Origin of the sequence: Streptomyces sp. NPDC053755, assembly GCF_040677675.1 — a bacterium.
Taxonomy (GTDB): Bacteria; Actinomycetota; Actinomycetes; order Streptomycetales; family Streptomycetaceae; genus Streptomyces.
This window is the reverse complement of record NZ_JBFASK010000002.1, coordinates 368,814-391,909: the sequence shown is the minus strand read 5'-3', so window position 1 is coordinate 391,909 and position 23,096 is coordinate 368,814. Positions and strand designations below refer to the sequence as shown.

The 23,096-nt window shown below is 73.3% G+C and carries 20 protein-coding genes; 6 read left to right on the top strand and 14 right to left on the bottom strand.

The features are described 5' to 3' along the window. Nucleotides 1–45: 45 nt before the first annotated feature. From AB0K65_RS04425 to AB0K65_RS04405, 5 genes are all read right to left on the bottom strand, one after another. A complete protein-coding gene (locus AB0K65_RS04425; protein WP_365714189.1) occupies nt 46–900 on the bottom strand; it encodes a helix-turn-helix domain-containing protein in 855 nt (284 codons plus the stop codon). Between the two features lie 454 nt (nt 901–1,354). After that, nucleotides 1,355–2,380 carry a LacI family DNA-binding transcriptional regulator gene (locus AB0K65_RS04420; protein WP_365714188.1) on the bottom strand — a complete coding sequence of 342 codons (1,026 nt, stop codon included), beginning with the start codon at nt 2,378–2,380 and terminating at the stop codon, nt 1,355–1,357. 25 nt (nt 2,381–2,405) lie between these two features. Continuing rightward, nucleotides 2,406–3,323, bottom strand: coding sequence for a carbohydrate ABC transporter permease (locus tag AB0K65_RS04415; protein WP_365714187.1), 918 nt, complete (start codon nt 3,321–3,323; stop codon nt 2,406–2,408). After that, nucleotides 3,320–4,213, bottom strand: coding sequence for a sugar ABC transporter permease (locus tag AB0K65_RS04410; RefSeq protein WP_365714186.1), 894 nt, complete (start codon nt 4,211–4,213; stop codon nt 3,320–3,322). Before AB0K65_RS04410 ends, AB0K65_RS04415 begins: the two co-directional genes overlap by 4 nt. Before the next feature lie 122 nt (nt 4,214–4,335). Beyond that, complete coding sequence (locus AB0K65_RS04405; RefSeq protein WP_365714185.1) at nt 4,336–5,652, bottom strand: extracellular solute-binding protein; 1,317 nt, start codon at nt 5,650–5,652, stop codon at nt 4,336–4,338. A 232-nt stretch (nt 5,653–5,884) separates the two neighbouring features. On the opposite strand from AB0K65_RS04405, the gene AB0K65_RS04400 reads away from it, so the two are divergent. From AB0K65_RS04400 to AB0K65_RS04385, 4 genes are all read left to right on the top strand, one after another. Beyond that, complete coding sequence (locus AB0K65_RS04400) at nt 5,885–7,906, top strand: beta-galactosidase (RefSeq protein WP_365714184.1); 2,022 nt, start codon at nt 5,885–5,887, stop codon at nt 7,904–7,906. Nucleotides 7,907–8,133: 227 nt separating this feature from the next. Then, a complete protein-coding gene (locus tag AB0K65_RS04395) occupies nt 8,134–9,753 on the top strand; it encodes an arabinogalactan endo-1,4-beta-galactosidase (protein WP_365714183.1) in 1,620 nt (539 codons plus the stop codon). A 106-nt stretch (nt 9,754–9,859) separates the two neighbouring features. Beyond that, nucleotides 9,860–10,480: an L-threonylcarbamoyladenylate synthase gene (locus AB0K65_RS04390; protein WP_365714182.1), complete on the top strand. Its 621-nt coding sequence runs from the start codon at nt 9,860–9,862 to the stop codon at nt 10,478–10,480. 146 nt (nt 10,481–10,626) lie between these two features. Then, on the top strand, nt 10,627–11,289 hold the full coding sequence (locus AB0K65_RS04385) for a lysophospholipid acyltransferase family protein (RefSeq protein ID WP_365714181.1): 663 nt from the start codon (nt 10,627–10,629) through the stop codon (nt 11,287–11,289). A 50-nt stretch (nt 11,290–11,339) separates the two neighbouring features. Here AB0K65_RS04385 and AB0K65_RS04380 read toward each other — a convergent pair whose 3' ends face one another. From AB0K65_RS04380 to AB0K65_RS04360, 5 genes are all read right to left on the bottom strand, one after another. After that, nucleotides 11,340–13,169: an FG-GAP-like repeat-containing protein gene (locus tag AB0K65_RS04380; protein ID WP_365714180.1), complete on the bottom strand. Its 1,830-nt coding sequence runs from the start codon at nt 13,167–13,169 to the stop codon at nt 11,340–11,342. An 87-nt stretch (nt 13,170–13,256) separates the two neighbouring features. Next, nucleotides 13,257–13,475, bottom strand: coding sequence for a DUF6296 family protein (locus AB0K65_RS04375; protein WP_365714179.1), 219 nt, complete (start codon nt 13,473–13,475; stop codon nt 13,257–13,259). A gap of 358 nt (nt 13,476–13,833) precedes the next feature. Continuing rightward, nucleotides 13,834–14,847 carry an FAD-dependent monooxygenase gene (locus tag AB0K65_RS04370; protein WP_365714178.1) on the bottom strand — a complete coding sequence of 338 codons (1,014 nt, stop codon included), beginning with the start codon at nt 14,845–14,847 and terminating at the stop codon, nt 13,834–13,836. Further along, nucleotides 14,844–15,407 (bottom strand): isoprenylcysteine carboxyl methyltransferase family protein, encoded by a 564-nt coding sequence (locus tag AB0K65_RS04365; RefSeq protein WP_365714177.1) that lies wholly within the window; start codon nt 15,405–15,407, stop codon nt 14,844–14,846. Before AB0K65_RS04365 ends, AB0K65_RS04370 begins: the two co-directional genes overlap by 4 nt. 12 nt (nt 15,408–15,419) lie before the next feature. Continuing rightward, nucleotides 15,420–16,484, bottom strand: a complete 1,065-nt coding sequence (locus AB0K65_RS04360) for a 3-oxoacyl-[acyl-carrier-protein] synthase III C-terminal domain-containing protein (protein WP_365714176.1) — start codon at nt 16,482–16,484, stop codon at nt 15,420–15,422. A gap of 147 nt (nt 16,485–16,631) precedes the next feature. Between AB0K65_RS04360 and AB0K65_RS04355 the strand changes: the two genes are divergently transcribed. Continuing rightward, on the top strand, nt 16,632–17,507 hold the full coding sequence (locus AB0K65_RS04355; RefSeq protein WP_365714244.1) for a UbiA family prenyltransferase: 876 nt from the start codon (nt 16,632–16,634) through the stop codon (nt 17,505–17,507). Between the two features lie 264 nt (nt 17,508–17,771). Here the strand turns inward: AB0K65_RS04355 and AB0K65_RS04350 are convergent, their stop codons facing one another. Then, nucleotides 17,772–18,665 (bottom strand): SDR family oxidoreductase, encoded by an 894-nt coding sequence (locus AB0K65_RS04350; RefSeq protein ID WP_365714175.1) that lies wholly within the window; start codon nt 18,663–18,665, stop codon nt 17,772–17,774. A 278-nt stretch (nt 18,666–18,943) separates the two neighbouring features. Between AB0K65_RS04350 and AB0K65_RS04345 the strand changes: the two genes are divergently transcribed. After that, the gene (locus AB0K65_RS04345; RefSeq protein WP_365714174.1) at nt 18,944–19,675 is read left to right on the top strand and encodes a 1,4-alpha-glucan branching protein; all 732 of its coding nucleotides are present in this window, start codon (nt 18,944–18,946) and stop codon (nt 19,673–19,675) included. Between the two features lie 652 nt (nt 19,676–20,327). Here AB0K65_RS04345 and AB0K65_RS04340 read toward each other — a convergent pair. From AB0K65_RS04340 to AB0K65_RS04330, 3 genes are all read right to left on the bottom strand, one after another. Then, nucleotides 20,328–21,041, bottom strand: coding sequence for a DUF6193 family natural product biosynthesis protein (locus AB0K65_RS04340; protein WP_365714173.1), 714 nt, complete (start codon nt 21,039–21,041; stop codon nt 20,328–20,330). Between the two features lie 128 nt (nt 21,042–21,169). Next, a complete protein-coding gene (locus AB0K65_RS04335) occupies nt 21,170–22,231 on the bottom strand; it encodes an enoyl-CoA hydratase/isomerase family protein (protein ID WP_365714172.1) in 1,062 nt (353 codons plus the stop codon). Between the two features lie 175 nt (nt 22,232–22,406). Next, complete coding sequence (locus AB0K65_RS04330; protein WP_365714171.1) at nt 22,407–23,042, bottom strand: GNAT family N-acetyltransferase; 636 nt, start codon at nt 23,040–23,042, stop codon at nt 22,407–22,409. Between the last annotated feature and the right edge of the window lie 54 nt (nt 23,043–23,096).

The following is a 23,096-nucleotide window of genomic DNA, read 5'->3' as shown; positions in this document are numbered from 1 at the left end:
AACGGTAAGCGAGGAGACTTCGCCCGTTTCCCCTACGTCCGGGAGTCAGGACCGCAGGGGGGCGGTGAGGACGGGATGGCGTTCGGCCAGCGACGCGCCGGGGGTGTAGAGCAGGAGCATGACGCGGGCGCCGGGCGAGGTGACGGGCTCGGCGACACAGGTGGTGACCCAGCCGGGTCCGTGCACCGCGTGGTTGATGGGCCGTTCGGAGCCGTCGGGATACGGGACGGGGGCGGTCGCGGTCTCGCGGTAGAGGGGCCCGGCGACCGGGTCCCGCAGCACCTCGGCCTCCAGCCGGGCGAGCGCCGGGTTGTGCGGCCGCATCTCCACGGCGTGGCGCAGCTGGGGCATGACGAGGGGCGCCCAGCGGGTCGCCCAGTCGAGGAGGACCTCTTCGCGGGCCTGGGGTTCGAGCAGCATCCAGCGCATCGTGTTGGCGGGCGGCCTGCCGCCGGGGAAGAGATGGCGGTACTCCTCGTTGTGGGCGAGGACGTTCCACTCGGCGTCGTTGATGTAGGCCAGGGCGCCGGTGATCTGGTCGACGACCCGCTGCCACACGCCGGGTACGGACATGCCCGAATCCCGGTGCAGGGTGAAGGGAGGGTTCTCGCGGCGCGCCAGCCGCCAGAGGAACGTCCACTCCTGTTCGTTCAGTCGGAGCACCTTGGCCACGGAGGTGAGGAACTCACTGCTGGGGTTCGCGAGTTGCCCGTTCTCGAACCGGTTGTACGTGCCGGGGGCGCGTTGCAGCAGCTCGTCCATCTGCTCCTGGCTCAGGCCCGCCGCCCGGCGTCCTGGCCCGGGTATCCGGGGCGGGAAGCCCGCCGACACCGGATCGACCGCGGCCCGGCGCTCCAGGAGAAGCTGTTTCAAAGGCCCGCGGACACTTGCGACTCGCACGTGACACACCTTCGCTCGCTCGGACGTCGCCGACGGGGCGGCGTCGGTCGGGAGAACCCATTATCTGCACCTGTGCTCCCTGGAAAGCGCGGCCCCCGGGACGCGAGACTCTGACCCACGGATCTCACCCCCCTCTCCACGGACGGGACGGGTAGGACCGCGGCCGGTGTCGACAATCGCCATTGCGTAGCGTCCTCGGTACCGGCCGCAGCGGGTACACCAGGACGACATCCCCCTGTCACCTGGGCCCGCGACCGGCCCAGGACGGCACCCTCGCCGCCGTGGGCCATGGCGGTTCCGACGGCACCCTCGCCGTCGTGCCGCCGGCCCGGCGGCACCCTCGCCACCCGGGCCGGCCGGCCGGCCCGGGCAGCACCCCCGCCCCCGGGCCGGCCACCGAAACCCACCCGTCACGCGGCCCTCGCGGGACATCCGCGCACGCCAAGCCGACGGGTCAGGCCGATTCCCGGCGGACCAGCTCGGTGGGGAGAATGACGGCGGCCGGATCCTCGCCGCCGATCCGGGCCATCAGCGTCCGCACCATCTCGGTGCTGATCCGGTCCCAGGGCTGACGGATCGTGGTGAGCGTGGGGCGGGAGGCCAGCGCGGCCGGCGAGTCGTCGAAGCCGCCCACCGCGATGTCGTCGGGCACCCGGCGCCCGGCGCGGGCCAGGGTGTCGAGCACGCCTTGGGCCATCAGGTCGGATGCCACGAACACCGCGTCCACGTCGGGCGCGCGCTCCAGGAGGAGGGCGGCGGCCGCCTCCCCGCTCGCCCGGCTGTAGTCGCCGGTCACGATCAGGGACTCGTCGACGGGCAGTCCGCACTCGGTCATCGTCTCGCGGTAGCCCGTGAGCCGCTCGACGCCGCCCGGCGTGTCCGGCGGGCCGGCGACGGTGGCTATCCGGCGGCGGCCCGAGGCATAGAGGTGGCGCACCATGTCCCGTGCCCCGTCGCGGTCGTCGGCGGCGACGTAGCCGACCTTGGCGGTCTGGCCGAGCGGCTTGCCGCAGGCGACGACGGGCACGCCGGCCTCGTGCAGGCGTGCCACCACGGGGTCGCCCGAGTGGCTGGAGACCAGGAGCACCCCGTCGACGTGACCGGCCTCGATGTAGCGGAGGTTGCGCCGCCGTTCGTCCTCGGTCCCGGCGATCATGAGCAGCAGCGGGATGTCCCGGGCGGCGAGCGCCTGGGTGCAGGCGCGGAGCAGCACGTTGAAGTTGGGGTCCTCGAAGAAGCGTTCCTGGGGCTCGGTCAGGAGGAAGGCGACGGAGTCGGACTTGCCGGTGATGAGCGAGCGGGCGTGCCGGTTGACGACGTACCCCGTCCTGCGGATCGCGGCGTCGACGGCCGCCTTCGCCGTGGGGCTGACGTAGTGCCCGCCGTTGAGGACGCGCGAGACGGTTCCGCGCGACACTCCGGCCTCGCGCGCCACGTCGTGGATGGTCGCGGGGCGACGCCTGCTCGCTGCTGTGCTCATGTCTCTTCCCCTCGTTCCCCTGCTGTCAGGACTTTACGGCGCCCGACAGCAGGTCGAGGCTCCAGAAGCGTTGGATCACGAGGAACAGGGCGATGAGCGGCAGGATCGCGAGGAGCGCGCCGATGATCACCAGCGTGTAGAGCGAGGCCTGGCTCGCACCCTGCTTGAGGAGGGTGAACAGGCCGACCGTCATGGGGAACTTCTCGTCGTCGCCGAGCATGATGTACGGCAGCAGGAAGTTGTTCCAGATCGCGACGAACTGGAAGAGGAAGATCGTCACGAGTCCGGGGGACATCATCGGGGCGGCGATCCGCACGAAGATCCGCCACTCCCCCGCGCCGTCCATCCGGCCCGCCTCGACGAGCTCCATGGGGATGGCGGCCTCGGCGTAGATCCGGCCGAGGTAGACCCCGTACGGGGAGAGGACGAGGGGCAGCAGGACGGAGAGGTAGGTGTCCGTCAGGCCCGCATGGGCCATGAGCAGGTACTGCGGGATGGCGAGGATCACCGGGGGCATGAGCACGCCCGTGAGGATCACGTTGAAGAAGGTCTCCCTGCCGCGGAAGCGGTAGACGGCCAGGGCGTAGCCGGCGAGGGCGGAGACCGCCGTGGAGAGGACGGCGCCGAGTCCGGCGTAGAGCAGGGAGTTGCCCATCCAGCGCCAGTAGATGCCGTCGCGGTACGCGTCGAGGTCGGAGAGGTTGTCGCCGAAGCCTCCGCCGGGGAGGAAGGTGAAGGTGGAGAAGAGGTCGGCGCCGGACTTGGTGGAGGCCACCAGGACCCACGCGACGGGCAGCAGACAGTAGAGGGCGCCGAGGACGAGGGCGGCGGTCGGCAGAAGGGCGACCCGGCGGGGCCGCGGCGCACCCTGCGCGGTGCCGGGGCTGGTACCGGCGGCCGGGGGCGCGTTGCGGGTCAGGGGCGGGGAGGCGAGCCCGGTCATCGGGTTGCTCCTTGCTGCGTGCGGCGGTCGGAGGCCCTGAGCAGGCCGAAGGAGAGCAGGAAGGTCGCCAGGGCGAGGACCACGGCGGTGGCCGAGGCGGCGTGGATGTTCCCGCCGACGAAGGCGTCGTTGTAGACCTTCATCAGGGGGCTCCAGGTGGTGGGGATCCCGTTGGTGAGGGGCTGGAGGGTGGTGGGTTCGTTGAAGACCTGGAGGGTGGCGATGATCGAGAAGAAGAAGGTCAGGACCAGCGAGGGAGCCACCATCGGGATCTTGACGCGCAGGGCGATCTGCAGCTGTGAGCAGCCGTCGAGCCGGGCCGCCTCGTGGACCTCGGCGGGGATGGACCGCAGCGAGGTGTAGATGACGATCATGTTGAATCCGGTACCGCCCCACACGGCGATGTTCGCCATGGCCGCGTAGAGCGGACCGCCGTCCATCAGGTCGGGCCGGGGCAGTCCGAGGGCGTCGAGGACGGGGAAGAACGGGCTGACGTCCGGCAGGTAGAGGAATCCCCACAGAAGGGCGGCGATGACACCGGGGATGGCGTACGGCAGGAAGATCGCGAGGCGCGCGAAGGAGCGGGCCCGTACCCGTTCGGTGTCGAGCAGCAGGGCGAACAGCAGTGCCAGGCCGAGCATGACGGGGACGACGATCGCGCCGTACCCCAGGATCCGCAGGGCGCTGTGCGCGAGTTCGGAGTCGGTGAGGGCGGCGGTGTAGTTCTCGAGCCCGGCCCAGACCTCGTTCCTGGATCCCTTGCCGAGGCCCAGCCCCTTCACCTCGATCTTGTGGAGGCTGAGCCAGATCGCGTAGCCGATGGGCAGGGCGAAGAAGAGGACGAAGAGGACGGCGGCCGGGAGGAGGAAGACATAGGGGGCGCTCCGCACGGGGCCGGGGGTGGCGCGGGGCGACGGCCGGGCGGCCGGCGCCTCTTCGGCGGGGGGTGACGGCCGGCCGTCCGGAGCCGCGGTGGCCCTGGACGACGGACGCGCGCCCGTGGGGGGCCGGGTCACGGGGCGACCTCGAATCCCTGCTTGCGGAGGTCCGCGACGGTGGCGGTCTGGAGCGCGGACAGGGCGGAGGCGAAGCCGGCCTTGCTCTTCGCCTTGGCCGCCTTGCCGAACTCGTCCTTGAAGAAGGTGTAGGCGACGTTCACGTTGGGCCCCCAGGCGGCGGGCGCGGTCGTCTTGGCGATCGCGGCGGCCTGACGGTAGAAGTCGGGCTGGGTGGCGAAGAACTCGGGGGCCTCGGCGAGCGCGCCTCCGGTCTGGGCGGCGGTGGCGGCGGGGTAGACGCCGGCTTCCTTCACCAGGGCGGCGAGCGCCTCGGGGTCGGTGTTGAGCCAGGTGGCGAACCGCGCGGCGGCCGCCTTGTGCGGGGAGTCGCTGGTGACGGCGGTGGTGGAGCCGCCCCAACTGCCCGTGGCGGGCTTGGCCGTGTCCCACTGGGGCAGGGGGGCCACGGCCCACTTGCCCTTGGTGTCGGGGGCAGCGGTGGTCAGGGTGCCGGGGGCCCAGACGGCGCTGACCCAGCCGATCTGCTGTCCGGTGTTGAGGGCCTTGTTCCAGGCGGGGGTGTACATCGGCTGGTTGTCGATGGCGCCCTCCTCGACGAGTCCGCCCCAGAAGTCCGCGACCTTGCGGGTGGCCGGGTCGTCGATGCCGACCTTCCACGTGTCGCCCTCGGTGGTCCACCACCGGGCGCCCGCCTGCTGGGCGAGGCCGGCGAAGAGGCCGGAGTCGTTGGAGGAGAACGTGGTCAGCGCCTTGTCGGGGGCCTTCGCCTTGAGCGCCCGCGCGGTGGCCGCGAACTCGTCCCAGGTGGCGGGGACCTTCAGGCCGTACTGCCGGAAGAGGTCGGTGCGGTAGTAGAACATCATCGGCCCGGAGTCCTGCGGCACGGCGTAGACCGCGTCGCCGCCGAGCGTGGTCTGCTGCCAGAGGCCGGGGGCGAAGAAGTCCTTGGCCTCCCCGACCTCCTGGGAGATGTCGGCGAGCGCGTCGTTGCTGACGAGCGTGGGCAGGGCCTGGAACTCCGCCTGGACGAGGTCGGGTGCCTGGTGCGCCTTGGACGCCGTGATGATCTTCGTCACCAGGTCGTCGCCGGAGGCCTGCTTCTGCACGGTGACCTTGATGTCCGGGTGCTTCCTGTTCCAGAGCGCGGCCACCTTGTCCATGTTCGGCGCCCAGGCCCAGTAAGTGAGCGAGACGGGACCGGAATCTTCCTGCTCGCCGTCCTGGGACGAGCCGCAGGCGGTGAGCGTGGCCGCGCCGAGGGCGGCGGCGGTGACGAGGGCGACAACACGGTGGCGCGAAACGATGGGCATGGAGCCCCTCCCCTGACGAGCGGTCCTCCCTCGGTGGAAGGAACCTGCCATGCATCTGTGAGCGTTCACAGTAGAGAAACGCTCCGGACACTTGTCAATGGTTGTTCCTGTGCGGTTATGTTGCGTTGCTTGCTCACGACGGTGTCTGTGCACGTTCCCAGAGAGCGTCCGCAGATGAGCTGTTCACGACGTCGGGATCACCCGACGTCCCCGAGGTACCAGGAGAGCTTTCATGCCGGAGACCACTGCCCACGGCCCGCGCCGGCTCGCCTTCGGCGGGGACTACAACCCCGAGCAGTGGCCCGAAAGCGTCTGGCAGGAGGACGTCCGGCTGATGGGCGAGGCCGGCGTCACGATGGTGAGCGTCGGGATCTTCTCCTGGGCGCTGCTCGAACCGGAACCCGGCGCCTACGACTTCGGCTGGCTCGACCGGCTGCTCGACCTGCTCCACGCCCACGACATCCGCGTCGACCTCGGCACCCCGACGGTGGCGCCGCCCGCGTGGTTCTACCGCGCCCACCCCGAAGCGCTGCCGGTCACCCGTGAGGGCGTGCGGTACTCCTTCGGCTCACGCGGAGCGATCTGCCACAGCTCCCCGGCGTACCACGAGGCCTCCGCGCGGATCACCACCGAGCTGGCCCGGCGCTACGGCACCCACCCCGCCCTCGCCCTCTGGCACGTGCACAACGAGTACGGCGTCCCGGTCAGCGCCTGCTACTGCGACACCTGCGCCGTCCGGTTCCGCCGCTGGCTCGACACCGCCCACGGCTCGGTCGAGGCGGTCAACGACGCCTGGGGCACGGCCTTCTGGGGCCAGCGCTACGCCTCGTACGAGGAGATCGACCCGCCCCGTCTGACCCCCACCGTCGGCAACCCCGCCCAGCAGCTCGACTACCGGCGCTTCGCCGACGCCACCCTGCGCGAGAACTTCCGCCGCGAGCGCGACATCCTCCACCGCCTGTCCCCCGGCATCCCGGTCACCACCAACTTCATGACCGCGCTCAGCCAGTGCGACTCCCTCGACTACTGGACCTGGGGCCGCGAGGTCGACGTCGTCACCAACGACCACTACCTGATCACCGACGGCCGCCGCACCCACGTCAACCTGGCGATGGCCGCCGACCTCACTCGTTCCGTGGCGGGCGGCGCCCCCTGGCTGCTGCTCGAGCACTCCACGTCCGGTGTCAACTGGCAGCCCCGCAACCCGGCCAAGCGCCCGGGCGAGATGGCCCGCAACTCCCTCGCCCACGTCGCCCGCGGCTCCGAGGGCGCCATGTTCTTCCAGTGGCGCCAGTCCCGGCGCGGGGCCGAGAAGTTCCACTCCTCGATGGTGCCGCACGCCGGGACGGACTCCCGGGTCTGGCGCGAGGTCGTGGAGCTCGGCGCGGACCTCGGCGCACTGGCGGAGCTGCGCGGGACGCGGACCGTCCCCGACGTCTGCGTGCTGTGGGACTGGCAGTCGTGGTGGGCGCAGAACCTGGAGTGGCGCCCGAGCGAGGACCACGACGCGCGCGAACGCGCCGACAGCTTCTACGAAAGCCTGTACGACCTGCATCTGACCGTCGACTTCGCCCACCCGCAGGCCGACCTCTCGGCCTATCCCCTGGTGGTCGTCCCCGCGCTCTACCTCGCCACCGAGGCCGCCGGGCGCGACCTGCGGTCGTACGTCGAGAACGGCGGCACGCTCGTCGTCTCGTACTTCTCCGGGATCGTCGACGAACACGACGCGGTGCACCCGGGGGCCTACCCGGGCGCGCTGCGCGACGTCCTCGGTCTGACCGTCGAGGAGTGGTCGCCGCTCGGCGCGGGCGAGGGCGTGCGGATCACCGGTCCCGACGGTGCCTCGCTGCCCGCCGACGTGTGGACGGAGTTCGTCGTGCCGCGCGGAGCGGAGACCGTCTGGACGTACGCCGACGGTCCGGCGGCCGGAGGCCCCGCCGTCACGCGCCACCGGCTCGGCCTGGGCACGGCCTGGTACGTGTCCACCCGGCTCACCGCCGACGCGCTGGACTCCGTGCTCCGCGCCGCCTGTCGGGACGCCGGCGTCGACCCGCGGGACGCGCTCCCCCGCGACGTCGAGGTGGTGCGCCGCTCCGGGGAGGGCGGCGACTTCCTCTTCGCGCTCAACCACACCGCGCAGGACGCCAAGGTGCCCCTCGACGGCCCCGGCACCGAACTCCTCGACGGGGAGCGGGCCGACGGCCACCTCGTGGTGCCCGCGGGCGCGGTCCGCGTCGTACGGCTGGACACCTGACCCATGATGTGAGGCCCGGTTCTCCTCCGGGGCGCTCTCAGCGTGCGTCGACGGTCGGTCGTGCTCGGGTCGCTCGATCCTCGCGACCCTCCGCGCGTTCTCCCTCCCGGCACCCGCGCGCCCCTTCGGCTCACTCGTAGACACCGCCCGCCGGGCGGCGGCTCAGCACGGTGCCGCCTCCGGGCGCGGGCACCACCGCACCCCTCCACCGTCGAAGGGACACCGACATGGACATCGCACCACGCACCACACGCGCCGGGACGGCGGGCACACGCGGGCCGGGGCGCGTCTCCGGGCTGCGAGCCGCTGCCGCCGCCGCCCTCTCGGCCCTGCTCCTCGCCGCGCTGCCGGCTCCCCAGGCGCGGGCCGCCGCCACACTCACCAACGCCGGATTCGAGTCCGGCGGCGTCGGCACCGCCACCCCGGTCGGCTGGTCCACCTACTCGGCGACCGGCCGGAACGCCGCTTCCTTCACCGAACCCGGCGGGCGCGGTGGCGGCCACCGCCTCACGCACTGGTCGTCCACCGCGTACGCGGTGGAGACCTACCAGCACCTGACGGGGCTGGCCGCGGGCGACTACACGCTGAGCGCGTGGGTGCGTTCCAGCGGCGGGCAGAACTCCGCCTACCTCGCCCTGCGCAACTGCGGCTCGGCCGAACAGCGCACCGATCTGCCGCCCACCCCCGACGGCGCCTGGGTACGGCTGGTCACCTCGGTGAAGGTGACCGGCGGCCAGTGCACCGTCAGTGTCGCCTCCGACGCCGGGGCGGGCCGCTGGCTCAACGTCGACGATCTGGCCTTCACCGCCGGGAGGACCGGGCTCGCCGTGAAGGGGGTCGACGTCTCCTCCCTGAGCAAGAGCGAGGACCTCGGCGGCGTCTACCGCACGAGCGGCGGAAGCCCCGGCGACGCCCTGACGATCCTGAGGTCGGCGGGGGCCGACTACGGCCGCCTCAAGGTGTGGGTGAACCCCGCCGACGGATACAACGACAAGGACCGTGTCCTGGCGACGGCGAAGCGGATCAAAGCCCAGGGCATGAAGCTCCTGGTCGACTTCCACTACTCCGACACCTGGGCGGACCCCGGCGCGCAGACCACACCGGCCGCCTGGGCGGGTCACTCGTACACGCAGCTGAAGACGGACGTCTACCAGCACACGTACGACGTCCTGAGCGCCCTGAAGGCACAGGGCACCACCGCGGACATGGTGCAGATCGGCAACGAGACGAACACCGGCATGCTGTGGCCGGAGGGTTCCACGGACGACTGGGGCCGGCTCGCCGGGCTCCTGAAGTCCGGCGCCTCCGCCACCAAGGCGGTCTCCGCCTCGACCCAGGTCGCCCTTCATCTGGCAGACGGCGGCGACAACGCCCTCTACCGCTGGTGGTTCGACAACGCGACGGCCCAGGGCGTCGCCTACGACGTGATCGCCCTGTCGTTCTACGGCTACTGGCACGGGCCGCTGTCCGGTCTGCAGGCCAACCTCGACGACATCTCGGCCCGATACGGCAAGCCGGTCCTGGTCGTCGAGACCGCGTACCCCTTCCGCCTCGACAGCGACGACGGCCACGAGAACATCATCGACACCACGGCCGAACTCGTCTCCGGCTACCCGGCGAGCACCGCGGGACAGGCGGCGTGGCTGCGTGACGTCATGAACGTGGTCGAGGCCGTACCGAACGGCCGGGGCCTGGGGGTCGTCTACTGGGAGCCCACCTGGACCGCCGTCCCCGGCAACGGCTGGGACCCGGCCGACCCCGCTTCGGGCAACGGCTGGGAGAACCAGGCCCTGTTCGGCTACGACGGCCGGCTCCTCCCGGCGGCGGGCTGGCTGGGCCACCGCTGACACGCGCAGAGCGGGGGGTGGCGACCGGATCCGGCCCCCACCCCCCTGGCGTAGCCGCCGTCGTGCGCCCGCCGGGGGAGGCCCGAACAGCCCGTAGACTCGGCGGATGGCCAAGTACTTCGATGTCCACCCCGACAATCCGCAGCCGCGCACCATCGGCACCGTGGCCGACAGCATCCGTTCCGGCGCGCTCGTCGCCTATCCGACGGACTCCTGCTACGCGCTGGGCTGCCGGGTGGGCAGCCGTGACGGCATCAGCCGCATCAGGACGATCCGGAACCTCGACGACCGCCACCACTTCACCCTCGTGTGCGAGAGCTTCGCCCAACTGGGGCAGTACGTGCACATCGACAACAACGTCTTCCGTGCGGTCAAGGCGGCGACCCCCGGCAGCTACACCTTCATCCTGCCGGCGACGAAGGAGGTGCCGCGCCAGCTGCTGCACCCGAAGAAGAAGACCGTGGGCGTCCGGATCCCCGACCACGGCGTCACCCAGGCCCTCCTCGCCGAACTCGGCGAGCCGCTGCTGTCCAGCACCCTGCTGCTGCCCGACGAGGCCGAGCCGCTGACGCAGGGCTGGGAGATCAAGGAACGGCTGGACCACCTGGTCGACGCCGTCCTGGACTCGGGCGACTGCGGCACCGAGCCGACCACCGTCATCGACTTCTCCGGCGACGGCGTGGAGATCGTCCGCCGGGGAGCCGGGGACACCACGCCGTTCGAGTGATCCCCGGGGGTCCTCCGGTGTCCGGCGCCTGCCCGGGATCCGCTGGGTACGGCGGACCCTGAGGTTGAGTACCGGTACTCACGTCCGCGGGCCGCCCACCGCCGACGATGGAGGTCGTCGCACCGCCGAGTCCGGGAGATCCGCACATGCTCAGCCGCATCGCCGACGCCCTGGTGCCCGCCGTCGGCCGTCTGACGGTCACCACCGACGCCGACGCCGAGTTCGCGCCCGGCAGCATCATCGCCGCCAACCACACCTCGCTCGCCGACCCCGCCGTCGTCCTGGCGGCGCTGCGGCGTCTGGGAGTCGAGCCGGTCGTCCTGGCGACCGCGGGCCTGTGGCGGATCCCGCTGCTCGGCCGCGCGCTGGCCCGGGAAGGGTACGTGCCCGTCCACCGCGGGGACCGCCGGGCCGCCGACTCGCTCGCCGGGGCGGCGCGGGCGCTCGCGCGGGGGCGCCTCGTCCTGATCTACGGCGAGGGCGGGATCCCGAGCCGCAGGGACGCGGGCGAGGCGGCTCCCGAGGCCTTCCGGAGCGGCCTTTCCCGGCTCGCCGAGCACACCGGGGCGCCCGTCGTGCCGCTCGGCCAGGCGGGGGCCCGTCGCATCACCTCGGGAAGCGGCCCGAAGCAGCTCGCGGGGCTGTTCACGGCGCCGCTGCGCCGACCCGGCCTGCACGTCCACGTGGGTGCGCCCGTACTGCTGACCGGTGCGGGCCCCGAGCGGACCGCGCTCGCCCACGCGGCGGTGACGTCGGCCTGGCGGACGGCCGCCGCACGCCTGGGCGAGCCGGTCGCACTCGCCGCCTGACCGGACAAGCCCGCCCGGCCACGGGGGTCGGGCGGGCTGCGCGCTCACCGTCAGCCGATGGAACGGATGGTGTTCCAGCCGCTCAGGCCGACCGTCGTACGCTCCCCGTCCACCGGGTCTCCCGACGAACCGGTGGCACCGGCGTAGAACATCAGGGTGCCGGTCCCCTCGTTCGTCGTGGTCCAGAGGTCGGCGGTGCCGTTGCCGTCGGCGTCGGCCGCGCCGGCGAGCAGGGGCCGGTTGGCCACGCCGTAGCCGTGGCCGTAGAGGGTGCGGTCCTCGAAACGTCCGCCGTCGCGGCCCCGGTAGAGCCACAGGTCGCCGTTGGCCGTGTTGCGGGCGAGGAGGTCCTGACGGCCGTCGTGGTCGGCGTCGCCGGGAGCGGTCAGGGTCATCACGTCCCAGCCGCTGTTCCCGACGAGCACGGGTGCGGCCACGGCCGGCGCGGCGCCGCGCACGCCCGCGTAGAGCCACAGCCGGTCGTCGTACGAGAGGAGGGTGTCGGGGTGCCCGTCGCCCGTGACGTCGCCGGGGCTCACGACCTTCGCGTCCGTGGGAAGGCCCCCGGCCACCGTGACGGGGGCGGTGAGGGAGCCGTCCCCGCGGTTGGCGTAGACGCGCAGTTCGCCGCCCACCCGGGCGACGACGTCCTCCGTGCCGTCTCCCGTCCAGTCGCCGCGGTGCGTCACGGAGGCGCTCCCCCAGCCGCCGGTGCCGATGATGTCGTGCGCTCCGGGGACGGCGCCGGTGCCCTTGCCGTGGTAGAGGCGCAGCTTGCCCGCGGCGTCGACCGCGAGGAGGTCGGGCTTGCCGTCACCCGTCATGTCGCCGGGTACGGGGGCGTTCCGCAGGTAGGCGATGACCGGGGCGTGGTCGGAGTAGCCGTTGGGCGGATTGGTCGTCTCGGTCCCGGTGTTCCGGGTCCTGTCCATGCGGGTCTGGTCGACCGCGCAGGAGACGAAGCGGGCGCCGTCGGCGCGCGGCGTGGTGAAGAGGTGGTCGAGCCAGTGGCGGCTGGGGGCGGTGGCGGTGGACGCCCAGTACTGGTAGGTGTGGTCGCCGTCGACGCAGCGGTCCAGCGGGTCCGCGATCGGGGCCAGGTCGGCGGACCCGGCGTTGCGGTTGAAGTCGCCGCCGATCACCACCCCGACGGGGATGTCGTCCGCGAGGTGGGCGGCGACGGTCTCCGACTGGCGCTTGGCGATGGCCGCCTCGCCCGGTATGAGGTGCGTGGTGCAGTACTTGTCGGTGCGGCCGGTGACCCGGGCGCACAGCAACGGCAGCTTGCGCGCCGAGAGTTCGGCGGGCACCGTCTCGATCCGTTCGACGGGGCCCGCGAAGGTGCCCTTGACCGCGAGCAGCACGCCCAGGTCGCCGCCGAGGGCCTCGCCCCGGCAGCGGCTGTCCAGATCCGACTCGCGGTTGCCGGACGCGTGCGCGAGTGACCAGCCGGCGCCGAGACGTTCCTTCAGGAGCGCCATGTGGCTCTTGCCCCAGTTGGCGCGGCGCTCGGCCTCGGGCGTGGTCTCGTCGTATCCGCAGACCTCCTGGAGCATCACCACGTTCGCCTGGTGCTCGGCCACCAGCTGGGCGACCTGTTCCATCTTCCGGTCCGGCTCGTTGCGGAAGGCGCAGTAGCCCTCCTGTCCGCGCGGGCTGCCGGCCTCGCCGCAGACGTTCCAGGTGATGACACGGGTCTCGTCCGGATACGGCTCGGTCGCCTGCGCGGTCCCGGCGTATGCCGCGGGGGCCGAGGCCACGGCCCGCGCCGCGCCGGGGGCCTGGACCGCCTGCACGGCCGTCGCCGCCGGCGCGGCGGTGGCGAGCAGCAGGCTGCCGGCGACGGCCAGTCCCAGCGCTGCCGCGTTGACTCTCTTCACCTTGATCCTCCCCTGTTGTCCGGGCCGGAGGTGGGCCCGGACGCCCGGAGATCATCTCAGGTGAGGAGGATCATCGCGGCAGGGTTTTCAAGGCAGGGGAACGGCCCGGACGGGTCCGCCGTGGCTCTGGTGACCGCCGCTGGCCACCATGCGCACCTCTCCCTCGTCGTTGATCTCGGCCTGCACGATGCCGGTGTCATCGGCGTAGACGGAGTGCCCGCCGGCCCCCTTGCGGTCGGTGCGGGTGACCACGATGGAGTCGCCCGAGACCGGAAATGTCAGCTCGTACCGTTCGACGCTTCCCATGCGCCCTTTATACCGATCCGGCTCCGGAACCGCGCAGGTGCCGAAGACCGTGCGGCCGCCGTCCGCGGGGTGGGTCGTGCGGCCGCCCGGGGTGGGGCGAGGGCGCTCCCGGCGGACCGGCGGCGGACCGCGTCGCCGCCGAACGGGTCACGACCCGGCGCGACCCCGGCCGCCCGGGGCGGAGGCGGAGGGGGCGGCGTGCCGGTGGTGGCGCCCCGGGTGGAGGCGCGCGGAGGTACCACCGGCGCAGGCCACGCCGCCGCCGGCCCAGGCCGCGCCGGGCTCCGGCCCGTACGGGCACGGCGTGCACCGCCACCCGGACCGGCTACTGCAAGGCGTGCACCGCCGCCCGGGCCGGCTACTGCAAGGCGTGCACCGCCGCCCGGAAGAGCGCCGGTGCGCGGCGGGCCGCCGGGACGATCAGGCGGGCGGCGGCGGGGTGGCCGGCGGTGCGCAGGAGCGCCTCGGTCAGCAGCCGGTGCCGACGCGTCAGCCGCGCCCACCGCGCGGGGTAGTCCTCGGGCCGCCCGGCGGCGAGACAGGCGACGGCGGCCGAGGCGGTGGCGGCCGCCAGGGCGATGCCCTCCCCCGTGAGCGCGTCGACGTACCCGGCGGCGTCGCCGATCAGCAGGACGCGCCCGGCCCGCCGGGCCCGTGCCCGCCGGCGCAGGGGCCCCGCCCCGCGCACGCTTCCGGCCTCCAGGCCCCGGAGCGAGGCGGCGAGGCCGGGGAAGGACGCCAGCTGTTCCTCGTAGGGGCGGCGGTCGCGGCTGAGGACGGCCACGCCCACCAGCCGGTCCCCGACGGGCGTCACGTACGCCTCACCCGTGCGGGACCAGTGCACCTCCACCAGGTCCGTCCAGGGAGGGATGCGGTAGTGGCGGCGCAGGCCGTAGCGCCGCGTGGCCCCGACCGGGACGTCGAGGCCCAGCTCGCGCCGGACCGGGGAGTGCAGGCCGTCGGCGGCGATCAGCCAACGCGCCGTCATTCCCACCGCGGTGACCCCGTCATGGTCCTGCTCGATCCGCCCCACCTTCCCTGGGACGATGCGCACGCCGAGTTCCTCGGCCCGCTCGTGCAGGGCGGCGTGGAGCGCGGTCCGCCGGACACCGAGACCCGTACCGCCGCGGAAGGCGGCCTCGACGCCGCGCCCGCCGTCGGTGTAGCGGATGCCGCGCAGTGCGACGCCGGACACGCGCACGCCGAGCTCGCGCAGCGCCACGACACCGCTGGGCATGATCCCTTCGCCGCAGGCCTTGTCGACGGGCCGGTCGCGCGGTTCCACGACGACGGTCTCCATGCCTCTGCGCGCGGCCTGGATCGCGGCCGCCAGACCGGCCGGGCCGCCACCCGCCACCAGGACGTCGATCACGCGCGTACGTCCGCCCCGCCCGCCGTACGGGAGGCCCGGGGCGCACGGGGGGCGGCGGCACCGGAGAGGGCCGCCTCCTCGCAGCGGATGCGCACGGTCATGAGCGCGGTGTTGAGCAGGGTGAAGACGGCGGCGGTGATCCAGGCGCCGTGGACCAGCGGGAGCGCGAGTCCTTCGGCGGCCACGGCGACGTAGTTGGGGTGGCGCAGCCACCGGTACGGCCCGCCGGAGACCAGGGGCAGGCCGGGGACGACGATGACGCGGGTGTTCCACCTGGGTCCGAGCGTGGCGACGCACCACCAGCGCAGGGCCTGCGCGGAGACGACGACGGCCACCATGGTCCAGCCGAACCACGGAACGAACGGGCGCCCGGTGAGGAGGACTTCGGCGAGGCATCCGGCCAGCAGGCCGGTGTGCAGGGCGACCATCGCGGGATAGTGGCCGCGGCCGCTCTCCGTTCCTCCTCTGGCCGTGCTCCATCGGGTGTTGCGCAGTGCCACGCCGAGTTCGGCGAGGCGTTCCACCGCCACGGCCAGTACCAGGCCGGTGTACCAGATCACGTGTTCTCCGTCCTACCAGCGCAGCAACACCAGTTCGCTGCAGAATCCCGGGCCCATGGCCATCAGCAGCCCGGGCGTTCCCGGCTCGGGCCGCCGCTGTTCCAGCGTGTCCCTGAGGACGTGCAGCACCGACGAGGAGGAGAGGTTCCCCACCTCGGCGAGTGAGCGCCAGGTGATGTCGAGTGCGCCCTCGGGCAGTTCGAGCACCTCGGAGACGGCTTCGAGGACCTTGGGGCCGCCGGGGTGGCAGACCCAGTGGGCGATGTCCTTGGGTTTGAGGCCGTGTTCCTCCAGGAAACCGCTGACGTCGTCGGCGAGGTACCTCCGGACGACGTCGGGCACACCGGGGTCGAGGACGACCTTGAAACCGGAGTCCCCGATGCTCCAGCCCATGACGCCTTCGCTGTCCGGGTACATGCGGCTGCGGGTGGCCACGACCTCGGGCGCTCCGGCCCGCGGCCGGGGCGTGCGGCGGTCACCGGCGGCGACGACGGCCGCCGCGCCGTCGCCGAAGAGCGCGGTCGCCACCAGGTTGGCGGGGGACGCGTCCCGGTTCTGGAAGGTGAGGGAGCAGAGTTCGACGGAGAGGAGGACGGCGACGTGGTCGGGGGCGCCGAGCAGGTAGTCGTGCAGCCGGGCCACCCCGGCCGCGCCGGCGACGCAGCCCAGGCCGAAGACGGGCAGGCGCTTCACGTCGGGCCGCAGCCCGAGCCGTCCGACGAGCCGGGCGTCGACGGAGGGGGCGGCCACGCCGGTGACGGAGGTGAACATCAGCAGGTCCACGTCGGCGGGGCGCAGTCCCGCCGTCCGCAGGGCGCCGCGCACGGCCCGCCCGCCGAGGTCGACGGCGGCGTCGATGAAGACGTCGTTGGCCGCCCCGAAGCCGTCGAGTGCGCCGTAGCGCTCCAGGGGCAGCACCATGTGCCGTGTGTGCACCCGCGCGTTGCGGTGGAGACGGTCCAGGACACGGCGGTCGGCGCCCGGCGTGAGGCAGGTGCGCGCCACCATGTCGGTCACGTCGCGCTGGGTGTGGCGGTGGGGAGGGACGACACCGTGCACGGCCGCGATCCGGGTCATCCGGTCTCCTGAGGGGGAGGCTTCATGGCGTCATCCTGCACGCGAGAGTGGGGCGAAAGGTGCATATTCCCTTCGCGTCTGCCGCTTTTGTTCGTGTTCGGGCAGTTCGCCCCCCAGGCCGGTGCCTACGATCGGCCGATGGACACCATGGATGCGGTCGAGGGGCCCCGGTCAGGCGCCGCGACCTCGCGGCCGGGCGGCCGGGCGGTGGGGCTGGCCCTCTCCTGTCACCCCGGACCGGTCGCCGCCGTCTCCGCGCTGACCGTCGCGCTCTGCGTCCTCGTGGGCCTGAGCGCTCCTCGCTGCCTGCTGGTCGGCGGCGCCGTACTGACCGGACAGCTCTCCGTGGGCTGGTGCAACGACGCCTTCGACGTCCGGCGCGATGCCGCCGCCGGACGCCGGGGGAAACCGGTGGCGCGCGGCGCGGTGTCCCCCGGCGCGGTGTGGGCGGCGGCGTTCGGCGCCCTGGCGCTGTGCGTACCTCTGTCCTTGGCCTGCGGTCTCCTCGCCGGGGCGGTGCACCTGACCGGGGTCGCCGCGGCCTGGGCGTACAACGTGCGGCTGAAGGCGACCGCGCTGTCCTGGCTGCCGTACGCGATCGGCTTCGGCACCCTTCCCGCGGTCGTCACCCTGAGTCTGCCCGGCCACCCCTGGCCCGCCTGGTGGGCGACGGCCGCCGGAGCCCTCCTCGGCGTGGCGGCCCATCTCGCGGATTCGCTCGGGGACATCCCCGACGACGTGGCGGCGGGGATCCGGGGGCTGCCGCACCGGCTGGGGGTCACCGGCACCCGACTGTCGCTGCCGGTCCCGCTCGTGGCCGCGACGGCGGTCCTGGCGCTGGGGCCGGAGGGCACGGCGGGCGTCGACGGGGTCGCGGTGGCCCTGGTGGCGGGGGCCGCCGCCGTCGGCCTCGCGGGCCCGGTGCCGGGGCGGTGGTGGCGGAAGACGGCGTTCGCCGGGGCGGTGGCCGTGGCGGCGGCGGACGTGGCGCTGCTCCTGGCGCGCGGCTCGTCGATCGTGTGACGGCGCGGATGATCGCGCGGGGGCCGCCCCGGCCCCGTACGCCCCTGCGCCGGCCGCTCACCATCCGGCCCGCCGATCGCGCTCCGGACCGCCGGACACGCGGCCAGACGCGCGGGTCCCGGGGGCGGCCCCACCGGAAGGGGATCGGTGGGGCCGCCCCCGGGACCTCGCGACCTGCCCGTGGGGGGACGGGAGGCGCCTTCCCCGGATTCCGCGCCTCACACCCCGGACGCCGGAGAAGCCGGGCGCCTCGGGGTGACACGGTCAGGGCAGCGGAGTGCCGCCGGTCGCGTTGACGATCTCGCCGGTGATGTAACTCGCCTGCGGGGAGGCGAGGAAGACGTAGGCGGGAGCCATCTCGGCGGGCTGGGCCGGGCGGCCGAGGGGCGACTGCTTGCCGAACTCGACGGTGTCCGGAAGGGTCGCCGGGATCAGCGGCGTCCAGACCGGCCCCGGGGCGACCGCGTTGACGCGGATGCCGTCGGAGGCGAGCATCTGGGCCAGCCCTTGGGTGAAGGTGACGATCGCACCCTTGGTCATCGCGTAGTCCAGCAGATGCGGGCTGGGCTGGTAGCCCTGCACCGAGGCGGAGTTGATGACGACACCGCCCTTCGGCATGTGAGGCAGCGACATCTTCGTCAGCCAGAACATGCCGTAGAGGTTCGTCCGCAGGACACGGTCGAACTGTTCGGTCGTGATGTCCTGGATGCCGGCCGGCTGGGACATCTGATAGGCCGCGTTGTTGACGAGGATGTCGATGCGGCCCAGCTCCTCGACGGCCCGCGCGACGAGCCGCGCGCACTGCTGCTCCTCGCGGATGTCGCAGGGGACCGCCACCGCCTTGCGGCCCGCGTCCTCGACCAGACGCCTGGTCTCGGCCGCCTCGCCCTCCTCCTCCGGCAGGTGGGTGAAGACGATGTCGGCGCCTTCACGCGCGAAGGCGAGGGCCACGGCCCTGCCGATGCCCGAGTCGGCGCCGGTGATGAGGGCCTTGCGGTCGTAGAGCAGGGCATGGCCGTGGTAGCTCGTCTCGCCGTGGTCGGGCGGCGGGTCCATCGGGCCGGTCCACCCCGGGTGCTCCTGCTCCTGGGCGGGGAAGTCCGGCCGCGGGTATCGGTCGGCCGGGTTCGGTACTGCGTGGTCGTCACGGTGCTCCATCGGCACACCTCCCTGGGGAACATAACAGCCGATAACGGGCGCCTGCCCGGCGCGACCCGCTCGAATCCTCCGACTGCCGCAGCTCCCGGCGGCAGCCCTCCGCCCCCCCCCGGTGGCTCCCTACCCCGGGAGCTCCGGGACACACCCGGCGATTCCAGGCGACTCGCCGCGGGTGGCGACAACTCCGGTCCCGCGGTGGCCGGTTGCCCTCGACCACCGCGCCGGGCACCTCGCACCCCCACGGAAGGGGACGGGGGCGTGCCCGGTAGGTTCGGATCATGGCTGTCATCCACCACACCACCCTGAAGCCCACCAAGCTGGAGCTGCTGACCTCCTGGCTCCCCCACCGGCCCTGGTACGTCGGGGGCGCGGGACGCACGCCGGAGCTCGAGAAGGCGGGCGGCTTCCGGCTCGACGACCCCGAGGGTGAGGTGGGCATCGAGTTCATGGTCGTCACGGACACGTCCGGCGACCGGCCGGTCTCGTACCACGTACCGCTCACGTACCGCGCGGCGCCGATCGACGGCGCGACGGATGCCGAGCACGGGCTCGTCGGCACCACCGAGCACGGTGTGCTGGGGCTGCGCTACGTGTACGACGGCACGCACGACCCGGTTTTCGTGGCCCAGCTGCTGGCCCTCCTCCAGGGCCACGCAGAACCGCAGGCGCAGAGCGACACCGACACCCCCGATCCCACGGTGGTCCCCTCCTTCTCCCGCCACGCGGCGACGGGCGTGACGGAGCCGGTCACGGCGACCGGGCCGTCCCCCGTGACCGACGGCCCGCAGGGGACCGATGTCCTCGTGCGGCCCGCGGCGGAGAGCGGACGGGCCGCCGACGCGCCGAGTGCCCCGCTCGTCCTGCGGGTGGCACGCGTCCTGCGCGCCGCCGAGCCGTCCTCCGGCACCGCCCCGGACGAGCGGACCCTCGGCCATGTCACGGCCGGCTGGCGCCTGCCGGACGGCGAGGAGCGGCGCGGGCACTTCGTCGTGGTCGCCGAAGGAAGCTGACGGGGACCGGGCGGACGCCCACGGACGCCGACGCCGGAACGAGCCGCCCCCGCCTGCCGTACGTCGCCCGCGTGGCACACGCGGGAGGACCGGGCCTCCGCCGTAGGCGTCCCACCCACACCCCACCCGAAGCAGGACCGGACCTCTCCCTCACGCGCCCCGCACACGCGGGACGACCGGACCTCTCCCGCACGCAGCCCGTGCGGGAGAGGCCGCTCGCCGACGCTGGGTCGCGGTGCGGCGCCGCCGCCGGCGACGGCGTCGTGCACGAGCGCGTCGCGGCGGGTCTCGGTGGCGCGGACCCGTCCTGTCGGCCCGGGCGGGGCGCTGGGGAGCGGGCGCCGGTCCTGGTGTCGCCACCAACAGTCGGGGGTCCGTCCACCGGGTCTGCCTCCACCCGGTCGCGACGAAACGGCTCCGGCACACCCGCCCTCGCCGGACTCCGCCTCGCCGCCCTCGTCATCCGGTCGGCGAGGCGATCCGCGAGACGATCCGAACGAGAAGGCCCCGGTCTGCCGGCCGTCGGGACCGGCCTGCCGGGCAGGCGATCTGGGCCTGCCGTACGGATCTCACCACCCGCACGGAAAGGTCACCGGTGCGACTTCCCGTGCTGCGAAGGCCGCGCGTACGGCCCGCGGCCCTCTACGCCGCCTCAGCTTGCCGGGCCGAGATCCTCCGGGAGGGCGGCCACCACGAGGGCTACGGCCTCCTGTGGCGTCTCGGTGCGTACGACCGGCCGGCCGCGGCTCCGCACCCCGTAACACCCTTCGTCGTAGGGGCTGATGGCGTACCCGATCGGAGCCTTGTAGGGGTCCTTGATCCTGGTGGAGAACCAGAGGATGAAATGGCTGTTGACCGGCATCAGCCGGCGCAGCACCGGCTGGGCGTACGCCGCCGCCAGCAGCGCGTGGGCGCGCGGGTGGCGCTCGTTCGGCGGCATGTGGATGAGGTCGAGCTTGAGCGACCACGCCAACTCGACGGCACCGAACGGCTGCCGCTCGTGGGCGAGGGCCCAGGGCCTGAACCGGATGAACGAGGCGCGCGCCCGGGTCTCCTCCAGCCCCGCACCGCCCGTCCACGCCGCCGTCGCCCTGACGACCTCGGCCAGGTCCGGGGTCCACCCCCAGGCCAGGCGCGTGCCGTCGGCCTTGAGGATCACCAGGAAGGACCGCCACTTCTCGCCGGGTGGGTACGCCACCACGACGCGCCGACCGCTCCCCGCGTCGACGTACTCCGCGCGGCGACCCCGCGTGCCGTCCGACTCGGTCAGAACGAGCCCGAGCTTCTGGGCCCTGCGTCTCAGCGCATCCCGGAGAGCCCCTTCGTCGTCCCAGCCACCCTCGCCATGCCCCGCCCCGGAACTCATCGCCCCAGTCTGCACGACTCCCCGTCGACCGATGTGCGGTGGGCCTGGCCGGGGGACCCGCGCGCCGATGCGGCGAGATCCGCAGGACGGGCGGGCCGCCGCGTCCGCACGGGAACCTGAAGCACTATCTAGGGGTGGGGCCGGGCCAGTCCCAGGTCGCCCGCGCTCGGCCGGGTGAAGTACCGGGCGACGTCCTCGTCCGTGACCGCCGGGAGGTCGGGCGGGGACCACCGGGGGTTCCGGTCCTTGTCGATCACCTGGGCGCGGATGCCCTCCACGAGGTCGGAGGAGGAGAGCGCGGCGCAGGACAGCCGGAACTCCATGTCCAGCACGGCCTCCAGGGATTCCAGGCGGCGTGCGCGGCGGAGCGCGGCGAAGGTCACCTTCAGCGCGGTCGGCGACTTGGCCAGCAGGGTGGCGGCGGTCTCCTTCGCCTCGGGCACACCGCAGTCGAGGAGCCGGTCGATCACCCCCTCCACCGTGTCGGCCGCGTAGCAGGTGTCGATCCACTCCCGCTGGGCGGCCGCCTCGCCGGGCGTCTCCGGTGCCCGCGCGAAGCGCGGGAGTACCTCGTGAGCGGGGGCGCGGGTGAGTTCCGCCGCGAGCCGGGGCAGGTCCCGCGACCGTACGACGTGGTCGGCGAGCCCGGCCGGCAGCGCGTCCGCCGCACCCACCTGGGCGCCGGTCAGCGCGAGGTGGGTGCCCAGTTCGCCCGGCGCGCGGCTCAGCAGAAACGTGCCGCCGACGTCGGGCACGAAGCCGATGCCCGTCTCGGGCATCGCCACGCGGGAGCGCTCGGTGACGACACGGACCGATCCGTGGGCCGAGACGCCGACTCCGCCGCCCATCACGATGCCGTCCATGAACGCCACGTACGGCTTGGGGTAGCGGGCGATACGCGCGTTCAGCCGGTACTCGTCGCGCCAGAACGCGGCGGACGCGGAGCCGCCGCGGCGGGCGTCGTCGTGGATGGCCCGGATGTCTCCGCCCGCGCACAGTCCCCGCTCCCCCGCGCCGTCGATGACGACGGTCTCGACGGCCGGGTCGTGTTCCCACGCGGTCAGCGCCTCGTCGATGCGGAGCACCATGGCGTGGGTGAGGGCGTTGAGGGCCCGCGGCCGGTTGAGGGTGAGGAAACCGGCCTGGCCCTCCGTACGCACGAGCACGTGCGTCTCGTCGGTCGCCGTCATCGCGGGGGTTCCACCGGATGGTGGGCGTCGAAGAGTCGCATGATCCCGTTTTCCTTCCTGCGGAACGATCTTCCGACCACCGTAACCGCTGGGGCCTCACTGTCACAGGGGCCCCCAGCCACCGGGCGGGGAGCCGGAGCCTGGCACCGGCGCCGGTCCCCCCGGGCGTGGGCGCCTACGGCCGGGACGAGTCCGGCCCCGTGAAGCGGAACCTGACCGGGGCCTCAGCCGGGGCCTGGTCCAGCTCCTGGTCCGGGGTCTCATCCGAAGGCTCGTCCGGCGATGCGTCCGCGCTCACGCGGTGGAAGCCGGCCTTCTCCAGGACCCGGAGGGACGGCAGGTTCGCCGGTTCCACGGAGGCGTACACCGTGTGGACGCCCGGCGCGGTGAGGGCGAACTCCGCCAGGGCCCGGGCCGCCTCGGTCGCGTATCCCTGGCCCCGCCGCGACGGGACCACGCCGTACCCGAGCTCCAGCGTGCCGTCGCTCGGCGGCCAGAAGAGGCCGATGGAGCCGATCACCAGACGGTTCGCCCGCTCGACGACCTGCCGGTGGCCGTACGGGTGCAGCCAGGCGGGATGGTCGGCGAGGAGCCCGGCGATGACGTGATCGCCCTCGGCGGGGAAGTCCCCGGCCCAGTGCGAGCGGCGGCTTCCGTCGAGGACTCCCGCGATCTCGTCGGTCGACCACGTCCGCAGGACGAGCCGGTCCGTGGAGAGGTCGGCGGGCAGGCCGGTCGCCGGATCGGTGCGCCCGCCGTCCGGCGGGACGGAGGACGAGGCGGAGGTGGAGGTGGAGGTGGAGGATGACATGTGACGCTCCTGGTCGGTCGAACGACCCGGACCTGCGCCCTAGCGCGGCGCCGG